The organism is Pontibacillus yanchengensis (genome assembly GCF_009856295.1).
In the GTDB taxonomy this organism is placed as follows: domain Bacteria; phylum Bacillota; class Bacilli; order Bacillales; family BH030062; genus Pontibacillus; species Pontibacillus yanchengensis_A.
On record NZ_WMEU01000003.1, the window covers coordinates 540,984 to 555,606 of the forward strand.

The following is a 14,623-nucleotide window of genomic DNA, read 5'->3' on the forward strand; positions in this document are numbered from 1 at the left end:
TAAATACTCAAAACTAAAATAAAATACTATTTAAAAAATTCAGCAATGGAAAATGCAAGGTAAATACCATTTTATTTATATAATAAAATGGTAATAGTAGAGAACATTTGAAGAAGGGAACTTCAAATAATACAATACTTTCTTGCTGAGTTGTCATTTTTATGCTACATTATCATTAGGTATTGTCCGTCTTAGGAGGTGGATCGTATGTATGGTTTAAGCGTTACATTACTCGTTATTGATGCAATTGCACTTATTACACTAGTTCTTCTACAATCAGGTAAGAGCGCTGGATTAGCTGGAGCTATTTCAGGTGGAGCTGAACAGGTTTTTGGTAAACAAAAAGCCCGTGGAATGGATGCTGTTATGCACAAGGCTACAATTGTCACAGCTGTTCTTTTCTTCGTGCTTACATTCTTAATTGGATATGTACTATAGAACAACGAGTTTTCTTTAGCTCGTTGTTTTTTTATTAGAAGTAGTGAAAGTATAAGTTTCTGGCGCATACATGTCTAGCTCCAGCGCCTCCCCCCTCGGGATCTTAAGTCAATCCTCGCTGTGGCCAAAAAAGCTCCACTTCGAGGATTGTCATAAGCCTGTCGTGGGGATGACCAAGGCACCTGAGCATTTCTTAGTTCCCCAGCTAATCCTCTTCAAGTTTTAACCTCAAGACTACGATCATTTTGTTCCCATTAAAATTATAACTTTGAAAATTAGTTCTTTATTGTTACGTGGACTTTGCTACAGGACGTAGATCAGTTCGATGTTGCAGGTCTCTGGAGCAACTTTCCGTGATTTCGGAGTCAGGATCGAGAAATAGGAGCGACCACACAATCCGTGGAACGCTAACCGCTAACCGGGCGCTTTCGCTTTTGTTCTTGAATAGGAACTATAAATGGGTTATGTTTGTGGGTTTCTTTGATTAGTGATGTGGCCACGTCCAGCTCCAGCGCCCAGCGACTAGCAAACTTCCGGCACCTCCTTACGATAAGTCAACATCGAATCGCTATCGCTCTTCGTGTTTCCTTTATCTCAAAAGACTTAGAGGAAGTTCGATTAAAATCGCTACGTCACGTAGCAACATCGAACCAACCCACGTCGTGTGGTGTGGGCAGCAGTTTGTACGTCGCTAACCGAGCGCTTCCGCTTTTGTATCCCATGTTTAGAAAAACTCTCTATCGTGAAGTATAGTAGCGAATCTGCAAAAGTCGCCTAGCTAGAATAAGGTGTGGTAATATGGAATCATTCTCATATTATTCCTTATCTTCCTAATTAAATAGATGCGTAAAGTATAAATTAATTCACAACTAGTTTAAGCGATTTTAGACAAAACATTCATCCACGAAAAAGGAGCTGAACATTATATGAAAATAAAACAACCTCAACCTTTTACGTTTGAAGCCGGCAATCGTGCGGTATTGTTATTACATGGATTTACTGGCCATTCTGCTGATGTAAGAATGTTAGGACGTTACTTACAAAAACAAGGGTACACTTGTCATGCGCCTATTTATAGCGGTCATGGGCAAGAACCTGAGGAAGTAGTTAAATACACACCAGAGGATTGGTGGCAGGATGTTCAAGATGCGTTTCAACATCTTCAAGATTTAGGCTATGAAGAGATTGCTGTCGCGGGTCTTTCTTTAGGAGGTGCACTTGGACTTAAATTGGCTTATAGTAAACCAGTGAAAGCTATGATTCCTATGTGTGCCCCTGTATTTTATGATAATGAAGAAGAGTTAAAGCAAGGATTCAGGCAATATGGAAAAGAATACAAACAATTAGAAAAGAAATCAGAAGAAACGATTCAGCAAGAGCTAGATGACATTCTAGCTACTTCCACAGATACCTTCACAGGACTAGGGAAATTGATAAAAGAAGTACATGACAATGTGGATATGATTTATTCTCCTACGTTTGTTGTACAAGCTCAAAAGGATAAAATGATTAATACAGATAGTGCTACGTACATTTATAACCATGTAGAAGCAGATCATAAAGAGATCAAATGGTACGAGGATTCAGGACATATCATTACTCTCGACAAGGAAAAAGAGACACTACATGAAGATATTTATCAATTCTTAGAATCTCTTGATTGGTCTGTGGAATAATAAGAAGACAATATACGGTAATTAAAGGAAGGTGAATAGTATGAGTCAAGAATTAAAGCAACAAATCATGGACTTCATACATGAAAATACGTCGAAGCCTCTTTCTGTTCAAGAAATAGAAGAGATGGCTAAGTATGATGAAGACCAAGATTTTTCAAGTTTAATGAAGACACTTAATGAATTGGAAGAAGAAGGCGAACTTGTACGTACTCGTAAAAATCGCTACGGTCTTCCAGAAAAAATGAATTTAACAAGAGGTAGAATCCAAATGCACCAAAAAGGATTTGCCTTTCTCATCCCAGATGATGAAGATAAAGATGATATCTATATCCACCACTCTGATTTGCATTCAGCCATGAACAATGATCGGGTGTTGGTTCGTACAGAAACGAATAGAGAAGATGATAAGCGACCAGAAGGTACCGTTATTCGTATTTTAGAACGTAAAACAAATGAAATTGTCGGTACGTATGATGACAATGGATACTTTGGGTTTGTTATTGCAGATGATAAACGAATCCCTAATGATATTTTTATTCCAAAGAATGCAACAAATGGAGCGGTAGATGGTCATAAAGTTATCGTGAAGATTACGAAGTATCCGGAAGCTCGTATGAGTGCTGAAGGCGAGGTCGTTCAAATTCTCGGACATAAAAATGACCCTGGTATTGATATTTTAGCGATCATTCACAAGCATGGTATCAAATCTGAATTCCCGGATGAAGTGATGGAACAGGCGCACAACACGCCAGATGAAATTTCAGAAGATGAAATCCAAAATCGCCGTGATTTACGAGACCAACAGATCGTGACAATTGATGGCGCAGACGCTAAAGACTTAGATGATGCGGTTGCTGTGCGCAAACTAGAGAATGGCAACTATCATCTTGGTGTTCATATCGCAGATGTAAGCTATTATGTCGAAGAAGGTTCGCCTATTGATAAAGAAGCAAATGAAAGAGGTACAAGTTCTTACTTAGTGGATCGAGTAATTCCGATGATTCCTCATCGTCTATCTAATGGCATTTGTTCTCTCAATCCACAGGTGAACCGGTTAACCTTATCTTGTGAAATGGAAATTAACGAAAGTGGAGAGGTTGTCAATCACGACATTTTCCAAAGTGTCATCAAGACGAATGAACGAATGACGTATGATGCAGTAAACAAAATCCTAGTTGAAGATGACCAGGAGACAAAAAGTCAATATGAAAGTCTAGTTCCAATGTTCAAAGATATGGAAGCACTAGCTAGTATTCTTCGCCAGAAGCGTTTAGAGCGAGGAGCCATTGACTTTGATTTTAAAGAAGCACAGGTACTTGTAGATGAAGAAGGCAAAGCAGATGATGTAAAACTACGTGAACGTTCCGTGGGTGAACGATTAATTGAAGAGTTTATGCTTGCTGCCAACGAAACAGTTGATGAACATTTCCATTGGATGAACGTACCGTTTATTCACCGTGTTCACGAAGAGCCGGATGCTGCTAAGCTTCAGCACTTCTTCGAATTCATTACAAACTTCGGTTATGTGGTGAAGGGCACAGCAAAAGATATCCATCCAAAAGCACTGCAAGAAGTTCTGGAGGCTGTGAAAGGCACGCAAGAAGACATGGTTATTTCTAAATTGATGCTTCGTTCTATGCAACAAGCTCGTTATGATGCCAATAACCTGGGTCACTTTGGGTTGGCTTCCGATTACTACACGCATTTCACATCACCAATTCGTCGTTATCCAGACTTAATCGTGCATCGTTTAATTCGCACGTATATAATAGAAGGAAAAGTGGATGATAAAACGACAGAACACTGGAAGGAAGAGATTCCTGATATTGCTCGTCATTCTTCTGAGCGTGAGCGAGCAGCGGTTGATGCTGAACGTGAAACAGATGATCTAAAGAAAGCGGAGTATATGCAGGATAAGGTTGGCGAAGAATTCGAAGGTGTCATAAGCTCTGTAACCAATTTTGGTCTATTTGTGGAGCTTCCTAACACAATCGAAGGTCTCGTACACGTAAGTTACCTGACAGATGATTACTACCACTTTGAAGAACGTCAATATGCTATGATTGGTGAACGTACGGGCAATGTGTTCCGTATCGGAGATGAACTGACGGTTAAATGTATTAATGTAAACATTGAGGAACGAGTTGTTGATTTTGAAATCGTTGGTATGGAACCACCAAAGAAAAATCAACCAAGCTCCCGTCCTAGTCGTCCGAAGGTAATCAATACGAAAAAAGAAAAAGATAAATCTTCTTATAAGAAAAATAATGCGAAAAGCAATAAAAAGGGAAAAAGCAACAAGCCATTTTACCAAAACAGTGGCGTTCCTAAAGGAAAGAAAAAGAAGAAATAATAAAAAAAGAAGCCTTGCCATTATGTTGGCAAGGCTTCTTCTGTATTGTTCGTTATTTTTCTACGAATAATCCATGAAGTATCCAAGGTTCTCCCACTTCTATAACTTCTGTGTCAGGGATTTGAGCATATGCTTCAGGTGTGAGGTCCAGCCATACGCCATCAATTTCAGGGTGTTGCTCTGTTTCGTGGAGGACCGTTTTCCAAAAGCCAGGCTGTTTGAATGCATCATTCCAGAAGTACTTCACGTTGGCATAGAGGTATTTCTTTTGATCTTCTCTAATGAACATAAAGCGGTCTCCGTTTGGATTTACATAACATGCGCTCGAGTCCAGATAATCATCTGTTATATAAATCTCATCAAACGGTAACGGATAATACGCTTCATAAGGAAATACATCAATGGAGAGTGACTGTACTAACTCTCTTTTCTTATCTCTATCTGTGATTTTATCCCATAACGGGCCATCTGTCCCTTCCAGGAGGTGGGGATGTGTCACCTTTGCAGGATAAAAAAGAGTCATCTGTGGAATAGAAAGCTTTTCTAATACTTTTCTAGCTGGTGAGTTTGAAATCTGGGTGTTTGCACCAATCCACTTGATGTTAGGGTGTTGATGAACTTCATTTATAATTTGTTGTAATAAATAGGTTGCATGGCCTTTACCGTGATAACGTCGGTCGCTACGCAAGCGTCCTAGCATAGCATATTGATCATAGAAAGTTGTATATCCTGCAACGGCGATAATTTGATCGCCATCGAATAATCCATAGACAACATTATTACGACGACTAATCAAGTCAGGGAAGATGCGAACAACATAATCATCTTCGATACCTGTTTCCATATTCCTTACTGCTTCATGATCCTGAACGTCTAATCGTCTCACTTGTAGTACTCCGTTCACCACGGTAATACCCCCTTTAATGTCTATGAATGTACGGCTGTATTTGTCTTTATTCAATAGCTTGAGCCATTTTCCAATCCATATATTCTCACATGGCAAGCTATTTTGTCTATGTAAAAGCTTTAAGGTTTTTGTAAAAAATGAAGTGGGAAAAGGTTGGAGTGTAGGAACTGGAAAACATTCTTCATTTTTGATACAATATAGGTTACGCAATACGAGGAGGAACGGGTTATGCCAAAAGGTCAAGGAAAAGTAGTCGCACAAAATCGTAAAGCCAATCATGATTTTTATATAGAAGACACATTTGAAGCTGGAATCGTATTGAGAGGTACTGAAATCAAGTCGATTCGTGCAGGACGTGTCAATATGAAAGAAGCCTTCGCCAGAGTGGACAAAGGCGAAATTTTCATTCATAACATGCACATCTCTGCTTATGAACAAGGAAACCAATTCAACCATGAACCTACCCGAATGCGTAAATTACTCCTCCACCGTAAGGAGATTGACCGCTTAATCGGAGAAACCCAACAGCAAGGATATTCATTGGTACCACTGAAAATGTACATTAAAAATGGTGTAGCAAAGGTACTGATTGGGTTAGGTAAAGGTAAGAAGAAATATGATAAACGGGAAGACTTGAAGCGGAAACAAGCGAAGCGTGATATAGACCGTGCTATTAAGAATAGTGGGTATTAGGAGTGCGTTTCCAGCAGATACCAGTCGTTATCCTTTGAAATTAGCTGGCTATGTGTTATACTTGTATATGTCGTTGAAGCAATAACGAACATTTTCAACTGAATAGTGAGTGCAACAGCTCATCTCCGTTCAGTTCTCATTCATGGGGACGTTACGGATTCGACAGGGATAGATCGAGCTTTAGTTGCGAGCCGAGTGGCTACTCGTAAAAAGCCATTGCCTAAATATAACTGGCGAAGAAAACAATTACTCTCTAGCAGCTGCATAAGCAGTTGCCTAGAGGATCCTTCCTGCCATCGCCCGTGTGGTAGATTGAAGGGTCTCAAACTGAAGCGGGCTATACGTTCATTCGCCGTCTTAGGATGAACGAAGAACACAATAAGACTAGCTGCAAGGAAGCCTGTCGGTAGGCCGAATTGACAGCGAATGACAATATATCGACTACGCTCGTAGAAGCTTTAGTGGCGATATCTCTGGACGTGGGTTCGATTCCCACCGTCTCCACTTTCAAAAACCAAAATTACACTTGCAAAACGAACTGTAATTTATCGTTCGAGAGTGGGAATTATTAATCCGAAAAATGATAAAAAGTCAAACGAAGAGCAGTAAGGGTATATATCCCTGCTGCTTTATTTGTGTTTTATAAAATATGTTGTAACTAGCAGTCAAATAAAGCGGTTATCCCTTCAAAATTGCCCCTCTAATTAGAGTTAGCAACATATCCTATATAATCCCCCTCACTAAAACTGCACGAATATGAGAGTAAGAATACCTTATAACACTCCACATTCCCCACCATAGGGGTATTTTCCACAATCATCTTATACATACATTCCAAGTTTTTATCAGCAACCGCTTCTTGGATATCTTCTTTTTCCAGCAATGCAAAGCGGAAATCTTCCAGGAACACATTATCTTCAATTTTATAAAAGTTTTTTAAGTTATTTATTAGAGTATCAACTTTCCCCTCAAAACCCTTTTCCATCAATACTCACCGCCCTTTTGTGATTCCATTATATTCTCTTTACCCGTTTTTATCTACGAAAATGAGGTCTTCACAAAAAAATTGGTAATTCCTCATACTTATTTGTATAGAAAAAATTTAAATTTTCCTTCATAAAAAATGAAGAAAAAAGCAGGGAACCGCTTCCCAATCTCTAAGTAGACAATATAAGTAAAAGGGAACATATGTTCTTGATCGGGAGGCTGGAACCCACAAACAGCCAGAAGGGAAAAGGTGATATATATGTTTAAAAACAAAAAAGAAATTAGAGAATTATTAGAAAAAATTAATGAGGAGGTTAATATTTCGTCAGAAACAATATTTTGCAATGGACCGGGGAAAATTGAGATTGAAAAACTAAACGAGGAAGAGTTCAGAATTATGGGCTATGGAAAAACACCGGGTAATAGAGATCAAGATTATTCTTACTTGGATAAAGAGCAAGTCGTTAGCATGATATGGCGTTACCGAAAAGGCGCACAAATTGGATTTATCAATTAAATAAAACGAAGCGGGTCTTATCCCGCTTCCTATAACTAACCACAGAATCGGATCTCACTAAAGATAGCACGGGAGGTGATATAAATGAGTAAATATGACAAGTTACAACTATTGCAAGACTATATAGCCGAGCATGGCTTTAAAACTCACATTTACATTTATGTAAAACACAACACAAGATATAAAAAATTAAAACTGTATATAACTAACCCTGATTTTGGAGAACAGGAGTACATAGTTAAAAACAATGCTCCTGCATACCGAAAAGGATCAATTTACTGGAGATTCAAAACTCTTACTGATTTATATGAAAAGTACGAGGTGAGGACAGAGGGAGAGCAGTACATGACGCCACTTTCGGAACGATAATTTTACTTAAAATTTCTTCATAAAAAATGAAGATTTTTGCAGGTAATCGCATTTCGATAACTAACTGTAGACATATGAAAGGAGTTGGTAAAGATGAGGTACATACCAAACATGCACGATGGAACAGTAAAAACACTAAAAGAGGTTAAGCAGTTGGGAATGTCACGAGGAGAATTAATATTCCGTGGGTACTTAACTAACTTTTTTGGCTATAAACAATATAACGGGCAGGAGTACTACATACTTCGTAAAAAGGTTGGTGACGATTACTACAAATTTGAAAAAGTGAGTAGAAGCGGTACAAAGCACAAACTGCCTAAACTATTGCACGAAGGTTGGGAGATTGTAAAAGAGCCGACAGATAAAGAAGAATAGAAGTGTTGCTATTACTATACATAGCCGGGTAACTAAAGACAGCACTGAGGAGATATTTTTGAATAAAAATGTGTTAAAAACGTTAGGACATAATCCATCGACTCGAAGTTTTTGAAATGGAGATTAACGGACTCCATTATCGTGTAAGACACGTCTATTATAAGAAAGAGTTAAACTATCCCTTCCTTGTAACTATCTCTAAACCGGATATTAATTTTGATAAAAAGGAAATTGCTCTTAATGACATAGAGGACTTATTTACATTTATCAAAAATGAGGAAATCTCCAAGGATTATAGGAATGTATGTAAAAAAATTAGTAAACCATTAAATAGTGGTAAGTGTTAAATATCCATAATACAAGGATTTTAAAAACAATAATTAAAACATAGTATCAAAACAAAAATCACAATCCAAAACCTTGTTCTAAAAAGGAAAAGGAGAGTGATACAAATGGCTAATATTTATAATGAATTACTAAAAACTGATTACTTAGAAAAACTACAAAATGAAGTTATAGAAGTAAACAATGAAGATGTTAAAGAAAGAAAATATCCAACTGTTACTACAGAACAGCAGAATGCAGAAGTTGAAGCATATGAACGAAAACAGAAGGAGGAAGCGGTACAACTCGTTTCTGAAAAGCAAAAGGCTAATATGAAAATATGGGAAGCGGTTCTCAAAGACGAAGACGGTAACGAGGTTATTGGGCCGAAAAACCATAAGGTTGCATACGATGAGAATGGAGTTAAATTCATTCCTCCGTTCTTGCATTGCAAAGAGGATGATAAAGGTAATAAGAAATACTATATCAAGAAAGGTTATGTAGCGGAATACCTAATTGAAAACATCAACTCTATACATATTGCTGGTGTACTACACCTTTATGAGAACGGTGTTTATCGTCCTATTTTCAACAAGGAGGAAGAGGGTATTATTAAAGCCTTGATAACTCCAGAGTTCTCCACACAGGCAATGACGAAAGATATTGCCTACCAGTGGAAAATTGACCACCGTATTAATGTTCATCAAAAAAATGTAAATCCTAATCCGTTTTTGATTAACTTAAAAAATGGAATGCTCGACATAAGTGACTTGGACAACTGGAAATTCACAGAAGGACACTCACCTGATTACCTTAGCACTATACAAGTGCAAGCCAACTATAACAAAAATGCAAAAGGGGAAAACTTCAAGAAGTTTCTTAATAGCAGCGTTCCAGACAAACAAGTTCAGATGTTATTGCAAGAAATGATTGGGTATTGCTTAACTCCATTTACGCATAGTAAGCAAATGTTATTCATTTTAACTGGGGAAGGTGATAGTGGTAAATCTACATTTATCAACTCCACGCTTGAGTCTTTATTAGACGATACTGCTAAAGCCAATCAAGAACTGCAAGAACTCGATAACGAGTATAACCGTGCGGAACTATTTGAAAAAATAGTAAATGTGTACTCTGAGTTACCAGATAAACCATTAAAGGATAGTGGTTATCTTAAAGCAGCGACTGGTAACGATAGCCTTCCTGCACGACGCATTTACGAGGCTCCGTTCAAGTTTAAAAACAAGGCTAAGTTTGTATTTTCTGCAAACACTTTACCTGCGAACTTTTCTTCAGATACTAGTGACGCATACTACAATCGCTTAACTATCGTTCCATTTATTGGTGATTTAAAAAAGAAAGACCCTACTCTAAAATACAAGTTAGAAAAGGAACTTGATTTCATACTAATGTGGGCATTAGAAGGGTTACATAGATTAATGAAAAACGGTTGGAAATTCACTCAAAACGATAAGAGTGAAGACTTAAAAGCAGAATACAAAAAAGAGTCCAATCCAATCATGACGTTTATTGAAGATTACTGCGAACTAGACCCTAGCAATGAAACACCTCGTGCTAATCTGTTTATCGCTTGGCAAAACTTCTGTCAGCAGAATGGACACCATGCAGGATCTCAAATTAAATTCAACAAAAATCTTAAAACACTATATGGTAATAAAGTCACACAATCTCAAATGAACAACAGTAAGCGCACGAAATCTTGGAAAGGCATAAGAGAACTGAAATTTGACGAAATTGAATAATCTCAAAATTGAGGATGGTATTAGCCATCTTCTTTTTTGGCTTATTTTGCTGATGAGCCGACTTTTCTGGTTCATGAACCAACTTTATGAACCAATTTTCCCCTAGAGTCCAGAGGGATGAGCCAACCGAACCAACTTTTTCGAATAAGTTATTTCGTTTTTATATAGACTGCATGTAGATATATGAGGTTCCATTATATATTCCCAGTAGGTTTGACCTTAACTCGGTTCACTCGGCTCATGTGTTGGGGCTGTAAGTCTGAACTTGTTTATAACTCGGTTCACAGGTTGGTTCATAGTACAAAGTCGGTTCATGTTCTCTAATTAACTTTTCAAAATAAAAATCTTTATAAAAAATGAAGAAGAAAAGAAGGGGGACGTATGTTCGTGTGTAGGGGTCTGCCTGTAATAAAATCACAAAGACAGAGCGTGCTATGGACTAGCACTACCCCATATGAGAATAGTATAAAGGAGATGATACATATGGGAGTTAATTTCAAAGAACAAACTGGATTTATATATAGTCCATGGTAAAGGAAATGGTGTTTGACCGTCTGGAACAACTAGTTTACAGCCAAGAGCAAATTAAAGAAGCATTCGGGATTTACATGGACCACATGAGAGAGTTTTCGATTTTGAATATCACACTTTCCAATTGTTTATCGTGCTCTTTTAGTGCATTAGTCACTCTATTCATTTTAAATGCCCCCCAAAGACTACTGGCAATAGGAATATTCCCCATTACGGTATCCACTCCTGCATCTAATGCACTATCTTCTGTTACTTGTAACATATCTTTTATATACTGTGTCGGCTCCATATCATCACCTCTAATTAATCATCTTCGCTAAGAAAGAAGTCGAAAAATCTCACTCCAAACCGTGTTAATTCACCCGCTTGTAAAGACTGAAGTTCACGATGCTCTGGTTCAGTTGTTAATGTTAATCTAGCAAACTTATTTAACTGATAGAAATTAATATCGTACAATTCGTCTCTCCGTTCTCGTTCGTCGTCTGATTCTTCGTACCTTCTAAATCTGTAATCTGGGACCTTAAACGTTGCAGGATCTCCTGTATATTGATGCTCATATTTTTTAAATAAATAAACTAAATCAGAGAATCTCATCTGTTCTAAGATATCGTAATAGTGATAAATCCGCTCCAACTCTTCAATGTCCTGATCTACCACATGCTGGAACCCGTCAATGATAACCTTTGCTTTTTCATCCTCTTCATCCTCAATCAAATGCCTCACTATAAGAGGAAACACTTCCTGCTTGTAAAAGACTGCATTTTCTTTTTGCTCTATTTTGTTCTTAATTTCTTGAACTTGTTTATAATTTTCTTTAATTCTTAGTTCAAACTTCCTCATTTTAACCTTTCTATACAAATTACCAACAACAGGGATTGCTACAAATCCTACGTCAACAGCAGTTTCCATCACCGTATCTTCACCGATTCCGAACAGTTCTTTCACCAGATTATTTACATCCTGCATGATATCCCCCTCTACACGCTGCTTTCCGAATAAATACGCGCTATAATATAAATATTAACAAAATTTTCAATAATAAAAAATAACGAGGTGGTTTAAATGTACGGGGTAAATAGTCAACGTAAATACTGGGCATTTACTATGTATTTCATGATTTTCGTGATGGCATTGTCTTTTCTAATCGTTTATCCTATCAACTTCTTTATTTTAAAGTGGGACACAGGTGTCTTTGCTTTCGGCTATGCAATGTCATTCGTCTTAGGAGTTACTCTATTCAATAATTTATATATGTTCCTTCGTCCACAGTTGGGAGAGAGCGAAAAGAAATGGTTGAACAGTTTACACGAGGCTATGGTTCTAACTTCATTTGTTGGTGTATGTGTCTTTTATGCTTATATTATGTATATTACTAATAATCTGCAAACTGGTAGTTGGTTCGGTATCTTTTTAGGCACAGGTGGGTTCTCCTTCTACTTGGCAGCAGATGAAATAGACAAGAGGTACATTCAAAAAATAGAGGAAAATGGTAAAAAGACATATTTCACTTATTAAAATTACAGGGATCGCAGGGGATTAATATAAAAAGAAAGGTATTATATATTAGTTTGTGTTTTAACGTTTTTAACTCATTTTTAGGTTATTTAACACATAATGAGTAGGTTGGAATTAAGGTCATATTACAATCCGTTAAATTGTGGTGATATGCGTTGATTGTTACTTTTTATTTAAAAAAGGATACTCTTATTCCAAAGCAGGGCGACAGTAGTCGCTCTGTTTTTTAATATGTATAAGAATCAATAAAGTATTTTGCGAGGGTGTATACGAAATCATTTGAATACTTGAAGCATAAAGAAGAGTAGGTAATGCATGCTCTTCTTTATTTGATCTAATGTAAATATATGGAGTTCGCTATGTTATAATTCACCTACCTCCTATTTTGCACGTGGGAAATTTGCTAGAATTGGTAATATGAGAGATTTTTAGGAGGGACAACTATGTTAGAAGAAGAGAACCAAGTATCTATGTTTGACGATGAAGATAACTTAGAAGAACAAGATAGTGAGATGAGTGTATTTTTTGAAGAGGATGAGGGCCCTTCTAATGAGGATGAGGCAGAATTCGGTGATGATGAATTGTTTTCTGAACATGAGTTACAGAACGTAATAATGTATAGTATTAAAACCGGGGATCCTGATACAGTGGAGAATATTTTGGATCAAAACAATCCTGTTGAGATAGTACAGTTAAACAGGTTTAAAGATGAACTTGAAGAAGATACATTGGTTTTCATTGTGTTAGGTGGAGATAAATCTAAGTCACACGTGACTTGGGAAACAGGACTTATAGGTATTGGACATATAGAAGATGGACCATACGATATCGGGTACAGTGGGAATAACTTCAAAGTATCTATAAATATTGACCTACTTCTTGATGATAATATTAAAAAGGATGACCTTGTTCCATATAAAGATACATACAATATTCCCGGAATATCACCCATGACTAAAGGAGAACCTAATCAGGCTTTAAGTAAAATTTCTGGTAAGCAACTATTGGGGTTAGTCCGTGCTATTTTAGATTATTATCCGGATTCAGAGGAAGAACTAGAGGATATTTTCGGTGCCCGTTTCATGTTTAATGTTAAGGAAAGAATGACATATTTAGTTGAACAAACTAGAAATTTTGAAGAACAGCAAGAGGAGAAAGGTAATGAAGTAACAACATCTAATGTAGGTATATATAGTCCAAATGTAGATAATATAAAGGGCTCACTACTAATGGATAAAGCCCCAATAGAATATTTGAAAAATTATATTAATATCCACAAAGACATAATTCTTACAGGCCCTCCGGGAACTGGGAAAACAACAATCGCAGAAAGAGCGGCTAGCGAAGGTGAAAATACAGGCTATATTGGTGGGTATATCCTAAGCACAGCAACTGATGATTGGAGTGCATTTGATACGATTGGTGGTTATATGCCTGACCCCAACCAGTCTGGTAGCCTTATCTTTCAAGAGGGATTAGTTTTGAAAAGCATTCGGCAAAATAAATGGTTGATTATTGATGAACTGAATAGAGCAGATATTGATAAAGCATTTGGGCAAATGTTTACACTTCTTTCTGGAAAGGAAATTGAATTACCGTTCAAATTAAATGGCCAACCTGTAAGGCTTAAAAAACATAGTGGGTTAACTTCTTACTTTGATTCAACCTACAGTACATATTACATTGGCCAAAATTGGCGCATTATTGCAACAATGAATACTTTTGATAAAAATAGTTTGTTCTCTTTCTCATATGCATTTATGCGTAGGTTTGGATTTATTGAGATACCAGTTCCATCTAAAGCAAACTATACTGCATTAATTAACTCAAGCAATTTACTAAATGAAGATAACAAAGAGTTTGTACTTAATGTTATAGAGAAATCTCCAAAACCACTAGGACCGGCCCTTATTATTGAATTAATGGATTATATTGAATTAACAAATAATACAAGCAGAATTGAAGCAGTATGTGGTACTATCATTCCTCAATATGAAGGGTTAGATTACAAAGATATATTCAATTTATATGAAGGACTTTTCGGTTCTTTAAGTGAGGAAGAAAGAAAAGAATTTAAGAGGTTTGTATCTGACTTTTTTGAGGTGCCTTTAAAAGGTTTTGAGAAAATTGAAAATAGGTTATCAAGTGAAGATGATGAAGATGAAGAATAGGTTA

General features: G+C 36.9%; 14 protein-coding genes and 1 other RNA gene. 11 read left to right on the forward strand and 4 right to left on the reverse strand.

Translation table 11 applies throughout. The features are described 5' to 3' along the window. Positions 1-207 precede the first annotated feature (207 nt). From secG to rnr, 3 genes are all read left to right on the forward strand, one after another. The gene (gene secG / locus GLW08_RS12475; protein WP_036821216.1) at positions 208-438 is read left to right on the forward strand and encodes a preprotein translocase subunit SecG; all 231 of its coding nucleotides are present in this window, start codon (positions 208-210) and stop codon (positions 436-438) included. Positions 439-1,364: 926 nt separating this feature from the next. Continuing rightward, positions 1,365-2,114: an alpha/beta hydrolase gene (locus GLW08_RS12480; protein ID WP_160848967.1), complete on the forward strand. Its 750-nt coding sequence runs from the start codon at positions 1,365-1,367 to the stop codon at positions 2,112-2,114. Between the two features lie 40 nt (positions 2,115-2,154). Further along, positions 2,155-4,467 (forward strand): ribonuclease R, encoded by a 2,313-nt coding sequence (rnr, locus tag GLW08_RS12485; protein ID WP_160848968.1) that lies wholly within the window; start codon positions 2,155-2,157, stop codon positions 4,465-4,467. 52 nt (positions 4,468-4,519) lie between these two features. Here rnr and GLW08_RS12490 read toward each other — a convergent pair whose 3' ends face one another. Beyond that, complete coding sequence (locus GLW08_RS12490; protein ID WP_160848969.1) at positions 4,520-5,374, reverse strand: GNAT family N-acetyltransferase; 855 nt, start codon at positions 5,372-5,374, stop codon at positions 4,520-4,522. A 228-nt stretch (positions 5,375-5,602) separates the two neighbouring features. Here GLW08_RS12490 and smpB point away from each other — a divergent pair, with 228 nt between their 5' ends. Together smpB and ssrA are read left to right on the forward strand one after the other, a co-directional pair. Then, a complete protein-coding gene (gene smpB, locus GLW08_RS12495; RefSeq protein ID WP_160848970.1) occupies positions 5,603-6,067 on the forward strand; it encodes an SsrA-binding protein SmpB in 465 nt (154 codons plus the stop codon). 144 nt (positions 6,068-6,211) lie between these two features. Further along, positions 6,212-6,574: a transfer-messenger RNA gene (ssrA, locus tag GLW08_RS12500) on the forward strand. A 193-nt stretch (positions 6,575-6,767) separates the two neighbouring features. Here ssrA and GLW08_RS12505 read toward each other — a convergent pair. Beyond that, complete coding sequence (locus tag GLW08_RS12505; RefSeq protein WP_160848971.1) at positions 6,768-7,052, reverse strand: hypothetical protein; 285 nt, start codon at positions 7,050-7,052, stop codon at positions 6,768-6,770. 261 nt (positions 7,053-7,313) lie between these two features. Between GLW08_RS12505 and GLW08_RS12510 the strand changes: the two genes are divergently transcribed. The 4 genes from GLW08_RS12510 (at position 7,314) to GLW08_RS12525 (ending at position 10,402) form a co-directional block, all read left to right on the forward strand. After that, positions 7,314-7,571: a hypothetical protein gene (locus GLW08_RS12510; protein WP_160848972.1), complete on the forward strand. Its 258-nt coding sequence runs from the start codon at positions 7,314-7,316 to the stop codon at positions 7,569-7,571. Positions 7,572-7,655: 84 nt separating this feature from the next. Continuing rightward, positions 7,656-7,940, forward strand: a complete 285-nt coding sequence (locus tag GLW08_RS12515; RefSeq protein WP_160848973.1) for a hypothetical protein — start codon at positions 7,656-7,658, stop codon at positions 7,938-7,940. A gap of 93 nt (positions 7,941-8,033) precedes the next feature. Then, the gene (locus GLW08_RS12520; RefSeq protein WP_160848974.1) at positions 8,034-8,315 is read left to right on the forward strand and encodes a hypothetical protein; all 282 of its coding nucleotides are present in this window, start codon (positions 8,034-8,036) and stop codon (positions 8,313-8,315) included. 452 nt (positions 8,316-8,767) lie between these two features. Beyond that, positions 8,768-10,402 carry a DNA primase family protein gene (locus GLW08_RS12525; RefSeq protein WP_160848975.1) on the forward strand — a complete coding sequence of 545 codons (1,635 nt, stop codon included), beginning with the start codon at positions 8,768-8,770 and terminating at the stop codon, positions 10,400-10,402. A 604-nt stretch (positions 10,403-11,006) separates the two neighbouring features. Here GLW08_RS12525 and GLW08_RS12530 read toward each other — a convergent pair. After that, the gene (locus tag GLW08_RS12530) at positions 11,007-11,222 is read right to left on the reverse strand and encodes a hypothetical protein (protein ID WP_160848976.1); all 216 of its coding nucleotides are present in this window, start codon (positions 11,220-11,222) and stop codon (positions 11,007-11,009) included. 14 nt (positions 11,223-11,236) lie between these two features. Continuing rightward, entirely contained in the window at positions 11,237-11,899 is a 663-nt protein-coding gene (locus tag GLW08_RS12535) for a hypothetical protein (RefSeq protein WP_160848977.1), read from the reverse strand. A 96-nt stretch (positions 11,900-11,995) separates the two neighbouring features. Here GLW08_RS12535 and GLW08_RS12540 point away from each other — a divergent pair, with 96 nt between their 5' ends. Next, positions 11,996-12,448 carry a hypothetical protein gene (locus tag GLW08_RS12540; protein WP_160848978.1) on the forward strand — a complete coding sequence of 151 codons (453 nt, stop codon included), beginning with the start codon at positions 11,996-11,998 and terminating at the stop codon, positions 12,446-12,448. A gap of 443 nt (positions 12,449-12,891) precedes the next feature. Then, complete coding sequence (locus tag GLW08_RS12545) at positions 12,892-14,619, forward strand: AAA family ATPase (RefSeq protein ID WP_160848979.1); 1,728 nt, start codon at positions 12,892-12,894, stop codon at positions 14,617-14,619. Positions 14,620-14,623: the final 4 nt, after the last annotated feature.

Excerpts from the sequence above, each read along its gene's own strand:
- secG (WP_036821216.1), top strand. The coding sequence starts at position 208 with ATGTATGGTTTAAGCGTTACATTACTCGTTATTGATGCAATTGCACTT.
- GLW08_RS12480 (WP_160848967.1), top strand. The coding sequence starts at position 1,365 with ATGAAAATAAAACAACCTCAACCTTTTACGTTTGAAGCCGGCAATCGT.
- rnr (WP_160848968.1), top strand. The coding sequence starts at position 2,155 with ATGAGTCAAGAATTAAAGCAACAAATCATGGACTTCATACATGAAAAT.
- smpB (WP_160848970.1), top strand. The coding sequence starts at position 5,603 with ATGCCAAAAGGTCAAGGAAAAGTAGTCGCACAAAATCGTAAAGCCAAT.
- GLW08_RS12505 (WP_160848971.1), bottom strand. The coding sequence starts at position 7,052 with ATGGAAAAGGGTTTTGAGGGGAAAGTTGATACTCTAATAAATAACTTA.
- GLW08_RS12510 (WP_160848972.1), top strand. The coding sequence starts at position 7,314 with ATGTTTAAAAACAAAAAAGAAATTAGAGAATTATTAGAAAAAATTAAT.
- GLW08_RS12515 (WP_160848973.1), top strand. The coding sequence starts at position 7,656 with ATGAGTAAATATGACAAGTTACAACTATTGCAAGACTATATAGCCGAG.
- GLW08_RS12520 (WP_160848974.1), top strand. The coding sequence starts at position 8,034 with ATGAGGTACATACCAAACATGCACGATGGAACAGTAAAAACACTAAAA.
- GLW08_RS12525 (WP_160848975.1), top strand. The coding sequence starts at position 8,768 with ATGGCTAATATTTATAATGAATTACTAAAAACTGATTACTTAGAAAAA.
- GLW08_RS12530 (WP_160848976.1), bottom strand. The coding sequence starts at position 11,222 with ATGGAGCCGACACAGTATATAAAAGATATGTTACAAGTAACAGAAGAT.
- GLW08_RS12535 (WP_160848977.1), bottom strand. The coding sequence starts at position 11,899 with ATGCAGGATGTAAATAATCTGGTGAAAGAACTGTTCGGAATCGGTGAA.
- GLW08_RS12540 (WP_160848978.1), top strand. The coding sequence starts at position 11,996 with ATGTACGGGGTAAATAGTCAACGTAAATACTGGGCATTTACTATGTAT.
- GLW08_RS12545 (WP_160848979.1), top strand. The coding sequence starts at position 12,892 with ATGTTAGAAGAAGAGAACCAAGTATCTATGTTTGACGATGAAGATAAC.